This is a genomic window from Faecalibacillus intestinalis (genome assembly GCF_003024685.1).
In the GTDB taxonomy this organism is placed as follows: Bacteria; Bacillota_I; Bacilli_A; order Erysipelotrichales; family Coprobacillaceae; genus Faecalibacillus; species Faecalibacillus intestinalis.
This window is the reverse complement of the sequence record NZ_PYLQ01000009.1, coordinates 20,110-38,632: the sequence shown is the minus strand read 5'-3', so window position 1 is coordinate 38,632 and position 18,523 is coordinate 20,110. Positions and strand designations below refer to the sequence as shown.

At 29.4% G+C, this 18,523-nt stretch carries 23 protein-coding genes, 8 tRNA genes and 1 pseudogene; 15 read left to right on the top strand and 17 right to left on the bottom strand.

The window, feature by feature from the left end; all coding sequences use genetic code 11:
- The first annotated feature begins 24 nt into the window (after window positions 1-24).
- Complete coding sequence (locus tag C7U54_RS07745; protein ID WP_107029897.1) at window positions 25-501, top strand: VanZ family protein; 477 nt, start codon at window positions 25-27, stop codon at window positions 499-501.
- Window positions 502-564: 63 nt separating this feature from the next.
- On the opposite strand, the gene C7U54_RS07740 is transcribed toward C7U54_RS07745, so the two are convergent.
- The 3 genes from C7U54_RS07740 to C7U54_RS07730 form a co-directional block, all read right to left on the bottom strand.
- Window positions 565-1,503, bottom strand: a complete 939-nt coding sequence (locus tag C7U54_RS07740) for an NAD(P)H-binding protein (protein ID WP_107029896.1) — start codon at window positions 1,501-1,503, stop codon at window positions 565-567.
- A gap of 85 nt (window positions 1,504-1,588) precedes the next feature.
- Window positions 1,589-2,467, bottom strand: coding sequence for a LysR family transcriptional regulator (locus C7U54_RS07735; protein WP_022001065.1), 879 nt, complete (start codon window positions 2,465-2,467; stop codon window positions 1,589-1,591).
- 150 nt (window positions 2,468-2,617) lie between these two features.
- Window positions 2,618-2,691, bottom strand: a tRNA-Trp gene (locus C7U54_RS07730).
- Window positions 2,692-2,798: 107 nt separating this feature from the next.
- Between C7U54_RS07730 and C7U54_RS07725 the strand changes: the two genes are divergently transcribed.
- The 3 genes from C7U54_RS07725 to C7U54_RS07715 are packed head-to-tail and all read left to right on the top strand — an operon-like array spanning window position 2,799 to window position 3,788.
- Entirely contained in the window at window positions 2,799-2,936 is a 138-nt protein-coding gene (locus tag C7U54_RS07725; RefSeq protein ID WP_107029895.1) for a spore coat associated protein CotJA, read from the top strand.
- Complete coding sequence (locus C7U54_RS07720) at window positions 2,929-3,210, top strand: spore coat protein CotJB (protein WP_107029894.1); 282 nt, start codon at window positions 2,929-2,931, stop codon at window positions 3,208-3,210. Before C7U54_RS07725 ends, C7U54_RS07720 begins: the two co-directional genes overlap by 8 nt.
- Entirely contained in the window at window positions 3,168-3,788 is a 621-nt protein-coding gene (locus C7U54_RS07715; protein ID WP_022001062.1) for a manganese catalase family protein, read from the top strand. Before C7U54_RS07720 ends, C7U54_RS07715 begins: the two co-directional genes overlap by 43 nt.
- A gap of 34 nt (window positions 3,789-3,822) precedes the next feature.
- Here the strand turns inward: C7U54_RS07715 and C7U54_RS07710 are convergent, their stop codons facing one another.
- On the bottom strand, window positions 3,823-4,806 hold the full coding sequence (locus C7U54_RS07710; RefSeq protein WP_107029893.1) for an HD domain-containing protein: 984 nt from the start codon (window positions 4,804-4,806) through the stop codon (window positions 3,823-3,825).
- Between the two features lie 147 nt (window positions 4,807-4,953).
- On the opposite strand from C7U54_RS07710, the gene C7U54_RS07705 reads away from it, so the two are divergent.
- From C7U54_RS07705 to C7U54_RS07675, 7 genes are all read left to right on the top strand, one after another.
- Window positions 4,954-5,030: transfer RNA gene (locus C7U54_RS07705), tRNA-Pro, on the top strand.
- 12 nt (window positions 5,031-5,042) lie between these two features.
- Window positions 5,043-5,118, top strand: a tRNA-Ala gene (locus C7U54_RS07700).
- 26 nt (window positions 5,119-5,144) lie between these two features.
- Window positions 5,145-5,221 (top strand) — tRNA-Met (locus C7U54_RS07695).
- A 10-nt stretch (window positions 5,222-5,231) separates the two neighbouring features.
- A tRNA-Ser gene (locus C7U54_RS07690) sits at window positions 5,232-5,324 on the top strand.
- A 21-nt stretch (window positions 5,325-5,345) separates the two neighbouring features.
- Window positions 5,346-5,422 (top strand) — tRNA-Met (locus C7U54_RS07685).
- 4 nt (window positions 5,423-5,426) lie between these two features.
- Window positions 5,427-5,503: transfer RNA gene (locus C7U54_RS07680), tRNA-Asp, on the top strand.
- 6 nt (window positions 5,504-5,509) lie between these two features.
- A tRNA-Phe gene (locus tag C7U54_RS07675) sits at window positions 5,510-5,585 on the top strand.
- 66 nt (window positions 5,586-5,651) lie between these two features.
- On the opposite strand, the gene C7U54_RS07670 is transcribed toward C7U54_RS07675, so the two are convergent.
- The 5 genes and pseudogenes from C7U54_RS07670 to C7U54_RS07650 form a co-directional block, all read right to left on the bottom strand.
- Window positions 5,652-5,855 (bottom strand): hypothetical protein, encoded by a 204-nt coding sequence (locus C7U54_RS07670; RefSeq protein ID WP_107029892.1) that lies wholly within the window; start codon window positions 5,853-5,855, stop codon window positions 5,652-5,654.
- Window positions 5,856-6,072: 217 nt separating this feature from the next.
- A complete protein-coding gene (locus C7U54_RS07665; protein WP_107029891.1) occupies window positions 6,073-6,930 on the bottom strand; it encodes a YitT family protein in 858 nt (285 codons plus the stop codon).
- A 107-nt stretch (window positions 6,931-7,037) separates the two neighbouring features.
- Window positions 7,038-8,246: pseudogene (locus tag C7U54_RS07660) on the bottom strand (ammonium transporter); the annotation flags it as partial.
- A gap of 19 nt (window positions 8,247-8,265) precedes the next feature.
- Window positions 8,266-8,604 (bottom strand): P-II family nitrogen regulator, encoded by a 339-nt coding sequence (locus tag C7U54_RS07655; protein WP_022000849.1) that lies wholly within the window; start codon window positions 8,602-8,604, stop codon window positions 8,266-8,268.
- A 144-nt stretch (window positions 8,605-8,748) separates the two neighbouring features.
- Window positions 8,749-9,171 carry a hypothetical protein gene (locus C7U54_RS07650; RefSeq protein ID WP_107029890.1) on the bottom strand — a complete coding sequence of 141 codons (423 nt, stop codon included), beginning with the start codon at window positions 9,169-9,171 and terminating at the stop codon, window positions 8,749-8,751.
- A gap of 98 nt (window positions 9,172-9,269) precedes the next feature.
- Here C7U54_RS07650 and C7U54_RS07645 point away from each other — a divergent pair, with 98 nt between their 5' ends.
- Window positions 9,270-9,908: a hypothetical protein gene (locus tag C7U54_RS07645; RefSeq protein WP_022000851.1), complete on the top strand. Its 639-nt coding sequence runs from the start codon at window positions 9,270-9,272 to the stop codon at window positions 9,906-9,908.
- A gap of 64 nt (window positions 9,909-9,972) precedes the next feature.
- On the top strand, window positions 9,973-11,208 hold the full coding sequence (locus C7U54_RS07640) for a 6-phosphofructokinase (protein ID WP_022000852.1): 1,236 nt from the start codon (window positions 9,973-9,975) through the stop codon (window positions 11,206-11,208).
- Between the two features lie 155 nt (window positions 11,209-11,363).
- Here C7U54_RS07640 and C7U54_RS07635 read toward each other — a convergent pair whose 3' ends face one another.
- Complete coding sequence (locus C7U54_RS07635; protein WP_032091635.1) at window positions 11,364-12,113, bottom strand: exodeoxyribonuclease III; 750 nt, start codon at window positions 12,111-12,113, stop codon at window positions 11,364-11,366.
- A 101-nt stretch (window positions 12,114-12,214) separates the two neighbouring features.
- On the opposite strand from C7U54_RS07635, the gene C7U54_RS07630 reads away from it, so the two are divergent.
- Entirely contained in the window at window positions 12,215-12,673 is a 459-nt protein-coding gene (locus C7U54_RS07630) for a TspO/MBR family protein (protein WP_022000854.1), read from the top strand.
- Here the strand turns inward: C7U54_RS07630 and C7U54_RS07625 are convergent.
- Genes C7U54_RS07625 through C7U54_RS07610 form a run of 4 tightly spaced genes read right to left on the bottom strand, consistent with a single transcriptional unit; the run spans window position 12,660 to window position 15,314 of the window.
- Window positions 12,660-13,052 carry an MG284/MPN403 family protein gene (locus tag C7U54_RS07625; RefSeq protein ID WP_107029889.1) on the bottom strand — a complete coding sequence of 131 codons (393 nt, stop codon included), beginning with the start codon at window positions 13,050-13,052 and terminating at the stop codon, window positions 12,660-12,662. The two genes, C7U54_RS07630 and C7U54_RS07625, sit on opposite strands and share 14 nt — an antisense overlap.
- Window positions 13,053-13,100: 48 nt before the next feature.
- Window positions 13,101-13,835 (bottom strand): tyrosine-protein phosphatase, encoded by a 735-nt coding sequence (locus tag C7U54_RS07620; protein ID WP_022000856.1) that lies wholly within the window; start codon window positions 13,833-13,835, stop codon window positions 13,101-13,103.
- Between the two features lie 14 nt (window positions 13,836-13,849).
- Window positions 13,850-14,494 (bottom strand): TatD family nuclease-associated radical SAM protein, encoded by a 645-nt coding sequence (locus C7U54_RS07615; RefSeq protein WP_107029888.1) that lies wholly within the window; start codon window positions 14,492-14,494, stop codon window positions 13,850-13,852.
- A gap of 1 nt (window position 14,495) precedes the next feature.
- Window positions 14,496-15,314 carry a pyridoxamine kinase gene (locus C7U54_RS07610; RefSeq protein ID WP_022000858.1) on the bottom strand — a complete coding sequence of 273 codons (819 nt, stop codon included), beginning with the start codon at window positions 15,312-15,314 and terminating at the stop codon, window positions 14,496-14,498.
- A 99-nt stretch (window positions 15,315-15,413) separates the two neighbouring features.
- Here C7U54_RS07610 and C7U54_RS07605 point away from each other — a divergent pair, with 99 nt between their 5' ends.
- Window positions 15,414-16,022: a peptidylprolyl isomerase gene (locus C7U54_RS07605; RefSeq protein WP_107029887.1), complete on the top strand. Its 609-nt coding sequence runs from the start codon at window positions 15,414-15,416 to the stop codon at window positions 16,020-16,022.
- Window positions 16,023-16,034: 12 nt separating this feature from the next.
- On the opposite strand, the gene C7U54_RS07600 is transcribed toward C7U54_RS07605, so the two are convergent.
- From C7U54_RS07600 to C7U54_RS07590, 3 genes are all read right to left on the bottom strand, one after another.
- The gene (locus C7U54_RS07600) at window positions 16,035-17,372 is read right to left on the bottom strand and encodes an MATE family efflux transporter (protein ID WP_241522590.1); all 1,338 of its coding nucleotides are present in this window, start codon (window positions 17,370-17,372) and stop codon (window positions 16,035-16,037) included.
- Entirely contained in the window at window positions 17,362-17,784 is a 423-nt protein-coding gene (locus C7U54_RS07595; protein WP_107029886.1) for a MarR family winged helix-turn-helix transcriptional regulator, read from the bottom strand. Before C7U54_RS07595 ends, C7U54_RS07600 begins: the two co-directional genes overlap by 11 nt.
- 99 nt (window positions 17,785-17,883) lie before the next feature.
- A complete protein-coding gene (locus C7U54_RS07590; RefSeq protein ID WP_107029885.1) occupies window positions 17,884-18,225 on the bottom strand; it encodes a response regulator in 342 nt (113 codons plus the stop codon).
- Window positions 18,226-18,523 lie beyond the last annotated feature (298 nt).

The following is an 18,523-nucleotide window of genomic DNA, read 5'->3' as shown; positions in this document are numbered from 1 at the left end:
CCTATTTCTATAGAAGGAGTCTTTATGAAAAAAACTACACATATATTATTTACTATTTACATATTTTTAGTCATTTGGATCATACTTTTTAAATTATCTGTTTCTATTGATCAATTACCACATTTTAGAAGCATTAATTTAATTCCCTTCTATTATCCAAATAAGACAACTTATCAAATAAGAGAAGTTCTTGATAATCTGATTATTTTTATTCCTTTTGGGCTCTATTTAAAAACATTAAATATTAATAGTGATCGAACAATATTTCTTGGTTTTCTATTAAGCATTTCATTAGAATTATCTCAATATATCTTTTGTCTTGGAGCAAGTGATATTACAGATTTAATTACGAATACAACAGGAGTACTTGTCGGTGTTGGTCTTTATTATCTTTTAAAAAAGATTTTTAAAGAGAAGACCAATAAAATTATTTTAGCATTAGCAGCTATTGTAACGATTTTATTTGTTTCTTTGATCGTTATTATTCTTATAAACAATTAACGCACATAAATCACAAGTTATTCACAATTGTGCATAATAAAAAATGAGGTCTCCCTCATTTTTTTATTCTGTTGGATGACGATCACCTAATAAATAATCATCTACATGTTCAAAGATATATTGAATAGATAATGGTTTTCTTCCTGTAAGTGAACTAAAATCACTAACAGGAACATCTAAATAGCCTTGTGTGACAGTTGTTCCAAAAGTAACCATTCCTTCTGATGTTGCTTTAATTGGACTTTTTGAAAAATCTCCATCCGTATTTCTAGGAACACCAATTGAATCAAAATAAGCATAAAGTTCATCATCTGTAAGTCTTGTATAAGTGATATGATTTCCTGTTGCTTTGTTTCCAATAGCTAAGAAATCTTCATAAGATAGTGGTTCTAAACCATTAATATTTAAAACAGCTCGATGTAATAAATGATTATTTAAAGCACAAGCTGCTGCATAAGCGCAATCCTTACGTGAAATAAACCACACACGTCCATCTCCCATATTTTTAGAAATTGTTGTTTCTTTTGCTTCAACTGCTCTTAAGTAGTCACTTGTAAAAGCTTCTACAAAGAGTGAATTTCTTAAAAAGATATAATCAAGCGATGTATTTTGAATAATTGCTTCTGTATAAGAATGATCTACATTTTCAATGCTTGGGTTAAATGGATGTGCTGCTGATAAAACAGATGTATAAATAATTTGTTTAACATTTGCTTTCACACATGCATCTACTGCATTTTTATGAGCTTGTCTTCTTTTTTCACCTACAAAAGGCATTGAAATCAATAGAACCTTATCCGCATTTTCAAAAACTTTAACAAGTCCTTCAGGATCATTGAAATTCGCTATTGCTGTTTTAATTCCTTGATCCTTATATTCTTTTAAACTTTCTTCTTTAGGTGCTGTAAATACTAAATCTTCTTTGTTCATCAATTTTAAGGCGTATTTAGCCACTAATGAACCAAAATTTCCATCAACACCATTAATAACAATTTTACTCATCGTTCATACCTCCACATGTGAAAATTATATCATGAATATTTTTATAAAATAGACCTTAAAAATTAATAAAGACTATAAGTTTTTCTTATAGTCTAAAATAATCTTCTACATATTTCATAAATTGTTGTATCGCCTTTTTTTCATTATCTCGATGATAGCCTACTGCATAATCTGCATGGTGATGACTTTCTTTTAAAGGAATAGCCACAACTTGATCATTTTCATTAATTACTTCCGTTGCTGTAAGACCAATACCTTCCCCTAAAGAAATAGCCATCATATATTCATTTAAATCATCTACTTCTTTTTTTATGTAAGGAATCATCCCATCTAAACGAAAAGATTCCATATAATCATGATAATATTCTTCTCCTTGTTTTTTAGATAAAATAATGAGTGGTTCATTTTTAATATCTTCTATCGTTAAATATTCTTTATGACTTAAAGGATGTTCTAATGAAGTGACAACACAAATATGGCTATGATGTATTGTTTGATAAATTAAATCAGGATATTTTTTAAAGTTATTGGTTAATCCAAAGCCTAAGTCTATTTCCCTTTCATTTAATTTTTCCATACATGTTAATAAATTAAACGCTTTAATATCAATAGAAACATCATGATTTTCTTTAAAACTTCTTACAATAAAAGGAATATGTTGTTTTTCAAAAGGTCCTGTTATCCCTATCGTTAATACATCCTTTTGTAAGTTTTCCTTAATATCTTCATATTCATTATTATAATCATCTATTAATCTTTTAGCCAAATCATAATAACGCTTTCCTTCTTTTGTAAGAGTTGGACAATAAGTTTTTCGATTAAACAAAGAAAATCCTAAATCTTTTTCTAATTTTGTAATTTGTTGAGAAATTGCTGATTGTGAAAGATAGTATTTCTTAGCAGCTTTAGAAAAGCTCCCTTCTTCTACTACAGCCATAAAATAATAAATCACTTGTTTAAACATCTACATCACCCTATTTATCATATCATCTTATGCACATTTTTTCATAAATTGTGCGTAAAAAAGTGAATAACTTGAGTTATTCACCTTATTCACATATTTATTCACTTTTGTACAAATAAAAAACACATCTAAGATGTGAATCAAATAACCTGGCAGGGGTAGTAGGAGTCGAACCCACATCAACGGTTTTGGAGACCGGTATTCTACCATTGAACTATACCCCTATTGGGTTTGCCTAATTAATATACCATAATAAAAATAAATATGCAATAGGTATTTTCACTATAATTGTAAAAAAAATAAACATATGATAATTTTGAGGAGGTTAAATATGAAAAATGACTTAGAATTAACTATTTCTTCTATCAAAATACAATCATTTAAAGATATTTATAAAATGAACATTGCTTTTGATAAAGGAACTATTTTTAAACAATTGGATAAACCATGGGTGATGCAACGTGGATGATACATTATTACAAATAAGTAAATTGGATTTTTGTATCCAAGATGTTACTTTGTTTTTAGATACCCATCCTGATGATCAAGAAGCTAAAAACTATTATAAAGAAGGGATGAAGCATCTTTTAAAGATGAAAGAAACTTATTTAAAAAATGGTGGTGCTCTTACAAATAGAGACGGAAAGAATATTGAAAACTATATTAATGAACCATTTCCTTGGATGAAAGGAGGATCAACATGTGGTTGTATGAAAAGCGCTTGCAATATCCCGTTAATGTAAGAAAACCTGATGCTAAAACAGCTAAAATTGTTATTTCTCAACTAGGAGGACCTAATGGGGAACTAGGTGCTGCCCTTCGTTATTTAAGTCAACGCTATACGATGCCTTATCCAAGAATTCAAGCCTTATTGACAGACATTGGCACAGAGGAACTTGCACACGTTGAAATTATCAGTACTCTATTCTATCAACTTACCAATGGTCTAACACCTCAAGAAATTAAAGATGGTGGATTAGACGCCTACTTTACAGATCATACTCTAGGAGTTTATCCAACAAATAGTGCTGGTATACCATTTAGTGCAGATACTTTCCAATCTGTTGGTGATCCTATTACTGATTTAACAGAAGATATGGCTGCTGAACAAAAAGCTAGAACCACTTATGATAACATTCTTGCTTTAAGTAAAAATGAAGACGTCAATAAAGTCATTCGTTTTTTAAGAGAAAGAGAGATCGTGCATTATCAACGTTTTGCTGAAGGACTTGAATATGTCAAGAGTCAATTAAATAAGAAGAACTACTACGCTTATAATCCCTCATTTACTTCATCAAAACGTGAACAAACATGTGAATAAGGTGAATAACTCAAGTTATTCACCTTTTATGCACTTATTCACACTTTCCCCACAAATATTCACTTAAATTTGTTACTAAAAACATTTGTATTTCTTGAGCCATTTCCTTATTTATCTTAGAAATTCTCCCTTTATTTTCTACATAAACATCGATATATCTTTTTTTAGCCGGAATTTGTTTACAAAAAAATTCTTTATTTTTTCCTTTATAAACACAACTTAATTGTCGAAAATCATCCCATAACTGTTTAATTTCTTTATCTTTTATTAATAAATCAATAAAACTCTTTTCTTGAAGATAAAAATCATCTTCTTTAACTACACCTCTATCAACTGCTTTTTTAATAACATAAGATAAATATTGCATCGCATAACGATCTTCATCACAAATATAAACATGTGAACACTTTAACATCATTCTTGTAAAAAGAACAGCTTTGTCTTCATGTTTAAAAATAAGTTCGTCTTTCTTGTCATTTACTTTGAGATCCTTATAAATCATTTGTATCATCTCTAAATCACAAAATCCATAACTATACATATTTCCTAATGTATATTCCAAACGATCTGCAGAAAGTTTAGGAGATTCATTATCAGCCAGCGGATATAAATGATAGTTACAAACATCTTCTATCGTTAAATGATACTTATGCAACAAAGAAACTAATACGGTATCTTGTTCAATTACCTTTTTCGTATCTAATTCTGTTGATTCTTGTTTTAAATGATCTTGGTGATAGAAATCTATCGTATGTGCAAAGACAGGAGTTGCTATATCATGAAGCAAACCTGCAACTGTCTGTCTAAGATCATGTGTAAAATGATAAACAATTAATGCAACCCCTATACTATGTTGATAACGAGAATATGGTACAATGTTTGAAAAGAAATCAAAAGCAGTATATTCCACTCCACAATTCATCCCAATATCTTTAAGTCTTTGCATTGATGGAACATGTATAAGACCATTTATAAATTCTAAATGCTCTTTTTCATAAATTTTCCATAAATTGTTCAATTTTTTCAACTCCTTAAAATTTTAAATTACATTCATTCTATCACACTTTTTTAAAGTATATTAAAATAGAGTAAAATTTATTTTAATATTTTTTTAAAATAAAGCTTGATTAAAGTGAAAATATATGTATAATTATAAGGGCAGTAACGGGAAGTAGCACAGCTTGGTAGTGCACCTGGTTTGGGACCAGGGGGTCGCAGGTTCAAATCCTGTCTTCCCGACCATTTATAAAAATTGGGGCCATAGCTCAGCTGGGAGAGCACCTGCCTTGCACGCAGGGGGTCAGCGGTTCGATCCCGCTTGGCTCCACCAATTAATTTAATAAATTTCAATATTATGGCGGGATAGCTCAGTTGGCTAGAGCATTCGGTTCATACCCGGAGTGTCGAGGGTTCGAATCCCCCTCCCGCTACCATTAATATTGCGGAGATTTACCCAAGTCTGGCTGAAGGGACTGGTCTTGAAAACCAGCAGAGGATTAACGTCCTGCGGGGGTTCGAATCCCTCAATCTCCGCCATTTATTAAAAAAACTTAATATCGCGGGATGGAGCAGTCTGGTAGCTCGTCGGGCTCATAACCCGAAGGTCGTTGGTTCAAATCCTTCTCCCGCAACCAAAATGGTCTGGTAGTTCAGTTGGTTAGAATGCCGCCCTGTCACGGCGGAGGTCGCGGGTTCGAGTCCCGTCCAGACCGCCAAATGATGGTTCCGTAGCTCAGTCGGTAGAGCAGAGGACTGAAAATCCTCGTGTCGGTGGTTCGATTCCGCCCGGAACCACCATTTTTTTTATTTGATTTTACTTATAAAAAAAGCATCTTTTTTTGTATAAGATGCTTTTTTAATAAATCACTCAAAATCAAAAGGATTGCCATAACAAAACCATTCCAAATCAAAGCTACCTGCATCATATGAATGAGAACTTTTTTTCTTACTTTTCATTCTTTTTTCATTCATTTTTCTAGATTTATATGCTTTATTATTTGGATTATTTTGATTTGCATAATCATCCAATTGTTTCTTCGTATGCGTTTTAGACGATACTCTTATCATGATAACCTCCCTTCTCCTTGATTTCACTAAATAATTATACAATAATTACGCACTGAATAGCGGACAAAATTGTCACCTTCTAAGCTGAATTTATTAATATATAATAAATTATTCCTGCCTTTAATTATACCTCAAGGTTGGAGTACAATCTTACAAGCAATTATAAGATTGTATAGTCTTATATTAACTCTATTTTTTTAAAACACAATACACATTTTTATAATCTTTTTTCAAACCCTCCATGAACCATTGGCCCTTGTGCAAGTGTGACAAAGGCTTTGGGATCTAATGAAGAAACAATTTTATTAAGTTGTTGAATTTCATATTTATTGATTGCCACATAAAGAATTTCTTGATCTGTTTCCGTATAAGCGCCTTTGCCCATCCAATAGGTAACTCCTCTACCCATTTGTTTCATAATCGCTTCTTTAATTTCTTTATTCTTTGTAAATATTAAGACCGCTACATTGATATTTTGTAGATGGAACTTATCTGCTGTTGTATAAAGAATTGCGACAAAGACAATTGAATACATAATAATTTTAATATCATAAATAAATAAACATATTCCAAACAAAACAACATTAAATATTATAGAAAGCTGCCCTGCTTTAAAATCTGGATTTTTTTTAACTAAACAAACTGTCGCAATATCAATACCCCCACAGCATCCACTACTTCGAAGTGCAAGCCCTACTCCTATTCCACAAATAATGGCCGCAAAGGCAACATTTAATAAAGCATCTTCAACAATCGGTTCTTTGATTGCTGGAAGAATGGATAGTAATACAGTTTGGATAATTAAAGAAATAATTGTTTTAAAACAAAATTCTTTATTCATTATTTTATATCCAAAAATAAATAATGGAATATTCATTAATAAGTTGATCATTCCTAATGTATTCAATGATTTTGGTAAAACTAAAAAATTATGTATAAAATAATCAATTAATTGAGCTAAACCAATCATTCCCCCAAAGTTGATTTGATTTGGTGTCACAAACAGCCAAATACCTAGTGTCAACAATGTTGAACCTAAAACTAAATAAAAATATTGTTCTAATCTTTTACTCATATACTCCCCTCACCCATGAAAAGTATAATCTACTTTGCTTATTTCTACAATAAAAAAGAGTCAATTTAATGACCCTTCAAAAATTATTTTTTAATATATTCTGGATAAGCTTCACATCCATGTTCTTCTAAATCAAGACCCATGATTTCTTCTCTTTCAGATACACGTAATCCAAAGATTTTTTTGATGATAAAGAAAGTAATTGTAATAGTAATCGCTGTCCAAATACCTACTGATAAAACACCTGTTAATTGTTTAATTAATAAATCAAATCCACCACCGTAGAATAAACCTGTTAAAGTACTTTCTGGTGCAGAAGTTGTCGCAAATAAACCAACAGCAATTGTTCCCCAAATACCATTGCAACAATGTACAGCAACAGCACCTACAGGATCATCAATGTGTAATTTATAATCTAAGAACCAAACTCCAAGGCAAACAAGTAATCCAGCAACAGCACCAATAATAATCGATCCTAAAACATCTGTGACGTCGCATCCAGCAGTGATTGCTACTAAACCTGCAAGTGAAGCATTTAAACACATACCAACATCAGGTTTACCATATTTGATCCAAGTAAAGATCAAACAAGAAACAGTTGCAATGGCTGGTGCCACTGTTGTTGTTACGAAAATTGAACCAAGTTGTGGAACAGTTGTAGCCGCTGCCCCATTGAATCCATACCATCCAAGCCAAAGAATAAAGACACCTAAAGCTCCAGCAGTAATGTTATGTCCTGGAATCGCGTTAACTTTAACAACTTTTCCATTTTTATCTGTATCAAATTTACCAATACGAGGTCCTAAGATTTTAGCACCAATTAATGCAGAGATACCACCAACCATATGAATTGCACATGATCCAGCAAAATCATGGAATCCAAGTTGTGATAACCATCCACCACCCCAAATCCAATGAGCTTCAATTGGATAAATAAGTGCTGAAATAACTCCTGAATAAACACAATAAGATAAGAATTTTGTTCTTTCTGCCATTGCTCCTGAAACAATAGTAGCAGTTGTTGCACAGAACACTAAGTTAAAAACAAAGTTTGAAAAATCAAAGTTTGCATAACTTGTAAATATATCAAATCCTGGTTTACCAATAAAACCAAGTAAATCTTCTCCTAATAATAAACTAAAACCAATTAAAATAAATGTACATGTCCCAATACAGAAATCCATTAAGTTTTTCATAATAATGTTCCCTGTATTTTTTGATCTTGTAAATCCTGCTTCTACCATGGCGAATCCAGCTTGCATCCAAAATACTAGTGCGGCGCCAATTAGAAACCATACGCTAAATGTTTCACTCATAATAAATCCCCCTCAATTTTTATAATGCGTTTTCCCCTTTTTCTCCAGTACGAATACGAATCGCTTCTTCAACTGGATAAATAAAGATTTTTCCATCTCCTACATTTCCACTTGATAAAGTTTCAGTAACTTTATCAACAATTTCTTGAACGATTTCATCTTTAACAACTGTTTCAACTCTTAATTTTGAAACAAGATTAACAGAATATGTGACACCTCGATATTGATGTGTATAACCCATTTGATTTCCAAACCCCATAATATTGGAAATCATCATACCTGTTACACCAGAAACTGTTAAAATATCTTTTAAATCTTCTAACTTTTCTGGTCTGATAATGATTTCAAGTTTTTTCATAAGTTTTCCCCCTTTTTTATTGATTTCCATTCCCTTTTAGAAATCTTGACAAAAATATATCATGTTGATAAATTAGTGTCAATATAATTTTATTGATTTAATATTTTTTTATTACAATAAGAAAATAAAAAAGGAGCCTCGCTCCTAATAGTAATTTCGTATAACATTTACCATATCTTCTATATAAAGTCTTGCATTATCAATAATAAGAGGATTGATTTCCTTTCTTTGATCAAAGGACATTTTAAAAGTATATTGTTCTCTCATAAGAGGTAATTGTTGATTTTGACAAAGATGAATTACTTTCATCAATCTTTTGCTATTAATAAAAAAACAATTGATCAATGCTAGATTTTTTACATTTTGCCGACTTAATGATTGTATAAATTCCAGCAACTGTTTATCTTCAAATAACGTATCATCAAACCCAATAACAAGTAAATCAACATCATGATCACTATGATAATGATTTAAATCTTGAGCATATGTTTTGACCCACCTTGCCATTTCATCAGCGACACACTTTATATATTTAGATTTTGTTGTATAAACAATATCGATTTTCATTTCTATCACCTAATTTATTTTAATACAGAAATATGAACTAAAAATGTATTTAATTGTTAATAATTATAACAAAACCTATTGTTTATTTGGAGGATTCTATGAAAAAAATACTAAAAATTTGTATAACTTTATCTTTTACTTTTTTACTTACTGGCTGTGTAGACTGTTTAGTTTCTTTAAATTATTCTAAAATAAAAAAACCTACTCTTTATGGTGAACTTACAATAGAGCCTCAAATTTTAGAAAAATATAGCATGTCTATTTCACAAATAAAAAAACAATTATTGGATTATGATTTTTTTAAAGATTGGACAATAAAAAAACAAACCGATTCTTCACTTTCGATAGAATCTCCTACTTCTTTTATTAAAGAAATTTCTACGCTTACAAAACAAAATAATAAATATATTTTATCTATTGATATTCCTAAAAATATGCTCGATACTTCAGAATTGAATCATTATAAAAATACTTTACAACTTTTAAATTCTAGTAATGCTACCTGCTCTTTTAAAATTACTATGCCAGGTACAATTATTTCCAGCAATGTTGGCAAATATCAACAAAATGTAGTAACAATTAATCTCTTTGAACTTTTTATTGAAGAAAAAGCTTTATCTTTTCATATCATTTCAAAAAAAGAAAATAATCATTTATTACTTTATTTTATAACTCTCATCATTTTACTTGTTTTAATCATTATCCTTATTTTCATCAAAAAAAGACAAAAAGACTAGAAGATTACTTTTCTTTAATGCGGGTATTTGATAGAATAAAGGCGTTAAAGGAGACAAGAAGAATATGAAAAGAAACTGTATTATTGGACAATCTGGAGGACCCACAATCGCAATTAATGCTAGTCTTGCTGGGATTATTCATCGTGCTAAAGCATCTCAAGAATTTGAAAATGTTTATGGGATGATCAATGGTATCAAAGGTCTACTCGAAGGTAGATATATGGATTTATTAGAAGAATTTGATGATGGTGATAAAATCAATGCTTTAAAACAAACACCTGCCATGTATTTAGGTTCTTGCCGTTATAAATTACCTACTTTTCAAGATGACGAAGATACTTATGTTAAATTGTTTAGAATTTTAAAAGAATTAGAAATCACTGATTTTTTCTATATTGGTGGTAATGACTCAATGGATACTGTTATGAAATTAGATGATTACGCTAAATATATTAATAGTGATATTCATTTTATTGGTATTCCTAAAACCATTGATAATGACTTAATGGGAACAGATCATACACCAGGATTTGGTTCTGCCGCTAAATATGTTGCTGCTTCTATCTTAGAAGTTGTACATGATAGTTTAATTTATCAATTACAATCCGTTACAATCATTGAAATCATGGGAAGAAATGCAGGGTGGTTAACTGCCGCTGCTGCTCTTGCGAGAAATGAATATAATGTAGCTCCTGATCTTATTTATTTACCAGAAGTTGTTTTTGATAAAGATAAGTTTTTAGCAGATATTCATGAAGTCATGAAAAGAAAAAGATGTGTTGTCATTGCTGTATCTGAAGGTATCAGAGATCAAAACGGTCACTTCTTAGATGATGATAGTAAATACGCTAAAAAAGATGCTTTTGGACACGTCTTACATTCTGGAACAGGAAAATTACTTGAATCTCTCGTATTTAAAGAATTTGGATGTAAAGTTAGAAGTATTGAATTAAACGTTTTACAAAGATGTGCTATGCACATTGCTAGTAAAACAGATTTAAATGAATCATTTGTTATTGGTTCTAAAGCTATCGATAAAGCTTTAGAAAACGTTTCTGGTCATGTAATGGGATTTAAGCGTCTTTCTAATCATCCTTATGAAATCGATTATATTTCTACTGATGTAAGAGAAGTTGCTAACTATGAACAAAAAATTCCTGTAGAATGGATCAATGAAGAAGGAAATGATATTACTCAAGAACTATATGAATATTTATATCCACTTATTCAAGGTGAAGTACATGTTACTTATAAAGATGGTATTCCTTCTTATTACAGTTGTAAACATTTAGAAAAATAAAAAGAACTGCTACAAATAAACGTAGCAGTTTTTTAATGCTTTGCTTTAATATAATAATAACCAAAAATCGTTAGATCAATAGTCAAGGCAATAATAGAAATTGTGACTAGTGGTGAAACGTTAATCATTTGTATTATATTCATAATACACCTCCGCTAAAGATCTATTGTAAGAGTTACAGGACAATGATCACTTCCCATAATCTCTGTTTCAATTGTTGCATCAATAATCTTATCCTTTAAGCTATCACTAACAATAAAATAATCAATACGCCATCCCGCATTTTTTTCTCTTGCTTTAAAACGATAAGACCACCAAGAATAAACACCTTCTTGTAAAGGATAAAGATAACGATACGTATCGATAAAACCGTGATTTAATAACTGAGTCATTTTTTCTCTTTCTTCATCAGAAAAACCTGCATTTTTACGATTTGATTTAGGATTTTTCAAATCTATTTCTTGATGAGCAACATTTAAATCACCACATAAAATAATTGGTTTATCTAAACTTTCAAGATACGTTAAAAAATCATCTTCCCATTTCATACGATAAGATAGACGTTTGAGTTCATTTTGACTATTAGGAGTGTAACAAGTAATGACATAATAATTTTCAAATTCCAAAGTAATTAATCTACCTTCTTGATCATGTTCTTCTTTATTCATTCCATAAAAAACATTCAATGGTTTTTCTTTACTATAAATAAGTGTTCCACTATACCCTTTTTTAACAGCACTGTTTAAATAATAATGATACCCTTCAATCTCTAAATCTGCTTGACCACTTTGCATTTTAGTTTCTTGAACACAAAAAATATCTGCATCTAATTGATGAAAGCTATCTAAAAAACCTTTTTGTAAACATGCTCTTATTCCATTTACATTCCAACTTACTAATTTCATAATTACCTCTTTCTCCAATATATTCTATTATATAACATCTCATTCATGATTTAAACGTATATTTTTAAATAAATAGGGATATACTAAACTAGGTGAACATTATGAAAAAAAGAACATTCATTATTAGTTTGATTATTCCTTTATTAGTAGGTGCTATAAGCGCTTTTATCACAAATAATCAAATGGAAACATATAGCAATTTAAATACCCCCTTATTGGCTCCTCCAGGATGGTTATTTCCTATTGTCTGGACCCTTCTTTATATTTTGATGGGAATTTCTAGTTATTTTATTTATATCAGTCATGATCCTAAACGTGAAAACGCCTTAATTGTCTACTCTTTTCAATTATTTATTAATTTTTGTTGGCCACTTTTCTTTTTTAATCTTCATAATTATTTTCTTTCATTAATGATTTTAATAGCTTTGATTCTTACTGTTATTTATATGTTGATCATTTTTAAAAAAATTAATCCAAAAAGTTTTTATCTAAATATTCCTTATATTCTTTGGTTATTCTTTGCTTTATATTTAAACTTTATGATTTTTATAAACAACTAAAATAGAACAAAGTTTCTTCCATGGCCCTTGTTTTAAGACGATAGTATGTACTTCGAGAATAATAATCGATCCACCAATCTTTACCAACTCTCTCTATAAATTCTTTTTCAATAATAACTTTACTCTCCATCGATAAACAATCTAAAATAAATTCAAATGTTGCAATAACTTTCTCTAATTCTTCTTTTAACACCAATTGATCATTCAATTGACTTCCTTTATCTTGATAATACATCTTCTTTTCTTTAACGGTATCAAATTGAATCGTTGGATAAAAATTCCTTTCTTCTAAACATTTAAGTTGTAAAACAGCACGGTGATACTTTTTAAATAGATCTTCTAAAACATCTTGTTTTTCTTTAAACGTTAATGCCTTCATAAAAAAACCTCCTATGTTTATATATGACAATAGGAGGCCTTTTTTCTTTTAAATTATGAAATTTTCTTTAATTTCTTCAATTTCTTCATCACTAAAACCAATATTTAATAAATATCCTTTAGTACTACCATAATTTTCTCTTAAATACGCAATAAATTTCATCATCACTCTTGGATCAGAACCTAAGAATTTTTCATCTTCACTTGGTATCATTTCTTCCAATTGTTTAATCATTGCCATATTATTTTCATAAGATTCTGAATAATCTTTAACAATATCATATTCATGACATCCCGCTAGATCTAATAACATACATGCAATAACACCTGTACGATCTTTACCTGCAGAACAATTAAATAATGTACAGTCATAAGGATGGTTTAAAAAGATATTAAATACTTTTTTTAATTGTTTTTTATTCGCTTCAATCATAAAAATATAAAAACCACTTAAATCTTGATAGTCTTTAATATCATTTGGTAATACTGACATATTTTCATTTTGTAGTAAATTAATATGATAATACTCTATATCTTTATACCCTTTTAAACTATGTGGTTGATGAACTAATTCATAATCACTTCTTAAATCAATGACAGTGCGAATACCATATTGATAAAATTGTTCTTTTAAATCATCACTGATCCCACTTGGACATGTACTTCTAACATATTTATGTGATTTTGTATAATATCCTTCTTGTGTTTCATAACCACCTAAATCTCTTACATTGGTCATTTTTCCTATATGAAGTAATCTTTCTTCACGAGATAATTGCATCATTTTTTCTTTCCTCACTAATCTTCAAATGGTCTTATTCTTAAAGTTACCCCAATATTTTGAGCAATCTGTTTACAAATTTCTACATCTTTTTCAGGAATTGTTGTATCAACAATCGTTAAAACAACATGAGGCACATAGGCTTTACATTTTTTAGCAAAATCTAATAATTCATCAAATGAATCAATTCCATATTGGCTTCTTGTAAGTTTTAAATAATCTTCTTTATTACTTGTATTTAAACTAATAGAAACAGTATCTAACAATCCTTTAAATTCAGGCGTAATATCTCTTTTATTATATAAAGAAGATAACCCATTGGTATTCACTCTTGTAGGTAGATCGGGTCTTCTTTCTTTTAAATACTTAGCAACTTTCATTAAATCATCATGTCTTATAAGTGGTTCACCAAAACCACAAAAAACAACTTCTTTAAAATCATTTAAATCATATTTTTCAAATTCTTGAATAATTTCATCAACCGTTGGTTCTTCTTTTAACCATAAAGAATTATTTTCAATCATTTCCTTTGTTTGTCTTAAACAAAATGTACATGAACATGTACAACGATTTGTCGAATTAACATAACATGTAATCCCTTTAGTACTTTCTAAATGTGCAATATCAATATAACTATTTTCATATAATGTATATAATATCATCTTAATCCCCCAATTCTTTTAATAATGGTTCAAAACATAATCCCATATGTGGATGAGCATCAATATCTACAGAATGTTGAATGCATTTAGAAGCAAAATCTGTTGATTTTTTAACAGCTTCTAAAAAATTTTGCTCTTTCAAATAGCTTCCTGCAATTACTGCAGAAATAACATCTCCTGTGCCACTACGATCTTCTCCAATACGTTTTGCATAGATTTTTTCAACTTTTCCATGGTTATAAACAAAATTTAAAATTTGATGACCAATAGAAATACCCGTTACTACAATCATTTTTGGACCCATTTGACTTAATTTTTCACACATGCGTTTAAGTTCTTGCTCATTGCTTGTTTCATGATAAGCTTCATCAATCAAAGCACACAATTCTGTTAAATTAGGTGTAACAATTGCCGCATAAGGCATGAGTTCTCTCATTTTTTCTTGCATTTCTCGCGTATAAGTCGGATAAAGTTTTCCATGATCACCCATGACTGGATCTACTAAAATAAAGTTTTTTTCTGTTTTAAAATCTTTAAAAAATTCTTTTACTATTTCTATTTGTTTCGCAGATCCTAAAAAGCCACTGCATATTCCATCAAAATCAATATTCATTTTTTTATATGTTTCAATATAATCATTCATCTTTGATGTATAATCATCAAAAAAGAAATCTTTATGGTATGTATTGATAGATAAAATTGCTGTTGGTACAAAAGCTGTTTCAATTCCCATAGCTGAAATAATTGGCAATTGACAGGCTACTGAACATCTTGATAATCCTGTTACATCATTTACTAATACAATTCTTTTTTCTCTCATCTTTAAAACCTCTTTCATGTATTTTAGCACAATCAAGTCTTATTGAGTATCTTTTTTTCATAATTCATATTTGTTATAATATTGAAAGAGGTGAAATGAATGAAAAAAATGCTAAAAGTACTTTTAGTTTTAATGACTGTTGTTTCCATTGCTGGATGTTCTTCTAAAACAACAACAGAAAAAGCAACTAAAAAAACAAAAACTTTATCAGGAAATTATCAAGTTGAAATTAAAGTTAAAGATTATGGAACAATTTATGCTGAAATTGATGCTGATACAGCACCAATTACAGTAACAAACTTTGTAAAGTTAAGTAAAGAAAAATTTTATGATGATTTAACTTTTCATCGTATTATTGATGGTTTCATGATTCAAGGTGGAGATCCTAAAGGAGATGGCACTGGTGGAAGTAAAGAAACAATTAAGGGAGAATTTTCAGATAATGGGGTAAAAAATCCTTTAAGTCATACACGTGGAGCTCTTTCTATGGCAAGAAGTCAAGATAATGATAGTGCTTCTTCACAATTCTTTATTGTTCAAAGTGATTCTACTTATTTGGATGGTCAATATGCTGTTTTTGGTTATGTTTATGAAGGCATGGACATTGTTGATCAAATTTGTAAAGATGTAAAAGTAGAAGATAATAATGGAACTGTAAAAAAAGAAAATCAACCTGTTATTGAATCAATTCGTTGTAAAAAGATATAATTAAAAAGAAGCTCAGGCTTCTTTTTTTAAGGCATTTTTTAATAATAAAACAGTAATAATAAACGCTGATAGATCCGCAACAGGGACAGCTATAAAAATACCATCTAAACCTATAATCGATGAAAAAATTATGATACAAGGAATTAAAATAATAATTTGTCTCAATAAATTTAAAACACTTGATATTTTTATCTTACCAATCGCTTGAAAATAGTTTGCACACATTACTTGTGCACCAATAACCGGTAAACACATAAACCAAATATGTAAAGCATGGCTACATAATTTTACAACATCTGCTTCATCATTAAACATATAGACAATACTTTTTGTAAAAAATTGTACTGCGATAAAACCAATCAAAGCAATCATTGTAGCACCTATAATTGCGTATTTTAATGTTTCTTTAACACGATCCATTTTTAAAGCACCATAATTATATGAAATCAATGGTTGTTGACCTTGCATCAAACCAGTAATTGGCATCAAAATAAGTGTTTGAATGCTTGTAACAATACCAATAGCACTTAACGCTAAATCTCCACCATATTTAACAAGAGACGCATTCAAAATAATATTTAAAACACTATTAGAGATTTGCATTAAAAAAGCTGGTATTCCTGTTTGAATAATCTGTTTAGAAACACTTAATTTTAATTTAAGTAATGAAATATTTAAAGAAATAATCGTACGTTTACCAAATAAGAAAGCAAGTTGCCATAAAGCACTTAATAATTGACCACCAATTGTTGCAAAAGCAGCTCCTTTCATTCCCATATGGAAAATACAAATTAAAATATAGTCAAATAAAATATTAAACCCTGCTCCGATCAATTGTGAAATCATGGCATTTTTAGGATTTCCTTGAGCTCTAGAAAAATTATTTCCTGCCATTGCAATACATTGAAAAACAGCACCATATAAAATAATACTTAAATAATTTTCAGCATAAGGCAAAACAGTTTTTGAAGCACCTAATAAACGTAACATTGGTGCTAAAAAAACATTTCCTAAAATCATAAAGACTAGGCCTAAAATAATTGTTAAAGTTAGACCATTTCCCATATACTTTCCAGCTTCTTCCTTTTTACCTTGTCCTAACGCTATTGAAAAACGAGTGGCTCCACCCATTCCAATCATTAAAGAAATGGCCATTAAAACAAGAGTTACAGGATAACAAATACTAATTCCTGCTAAACCAATTGACCCCAATTTTGGAGCATTTCCAATAAACATACGATCAACGATATTATAAATTGCATTAACAAGCATTCCGATAATAGCTGGAATTGAAAATTCTACTAATAAAGGTAATATATTTTTAGTCCCCATCTTATCATCATTTTTCATACGTATCCTCCAAATTCATTTTCATTTTTAATAAAAGTTCTTCTAAAAGAATAAGCTCATTTTGATCAATATCTTTAATCATCATCTCTGTTGTCTCTTTAATGACATCTTTAATTTTAGGATATAATTCTTTTCCCTTAGAAGTTAAAGACAAAACATGATTTCTTTTATCCTCTTTTGCTGTTTTTTTAATAATAAATCCCTTATCTTCTAATGTTTTTAAAATTCTCGTAACTGCACTTTTATCAATTTGTAATCTTTTATTTAAATCTTCTTGTTTGATATTATTTTCTTCATAAATAATTTTTAAAGTAATCGCTTGTCCATGGGATAAACCAAACGCTTTAAGTTGGACATTCATATAACTATTTTTTTGATTATGAAGAATAGAAATTAAGCGTGATAAATTCATATTTCCTCCTATAGTTGACACATCAACTATAGAATATTTTATATTTATTGTCAATAAAAAAAGAAATATATATCGAATATATACTTCTTTTATATTGTGTTATTTAAGAATTGAAAGAAGGACTTTTTCATCTATTGGTTTCGATATATGTCCATTCATCCCTTGAGCAATCGCCTTTTTTCTATCTTCCTCAAAGGCATTAGCTATTAAAGCAATGATAGGAATCGTGGCTTTGTCTTTATTTGACAATTGACGAATAGTTTGTGTTGCCTTATAACTATCCATATGAGGCATTTGAATATCCATTAAAATCAAATCATAGCCTTTAGCAGGCATTTGTTCCATTTTGGCCACACATTGAATCCCATCTTCAACACGTTCAACTATTAATCCCATATCTTCTAAAAGAGTAATCGTAATTTCAGCATTCAACAATCCCATTAGGTGCTAATTCATATGCTTCAATAATATTTTTATTTTTTTATATAACTTGCAAGCTGATTAAACTGTTCATCACTGATTGTATGTTTTGAAGATATAATATTTTTAAACATTTCAGAATTTTCTAAATATCTTCCAAGTTGTGTTTCTATTTTTCGAACAGTATCTTCTGCAGTATAACTTGCACTTATTTTTTCTTTATTTACTTCAAATTGAATTAAAACAAATAAACATGATACCCATCACTATAATAAAAAATAGGCCTGTTTTTCTTTTTAATTTATTTAATTGAACAGCC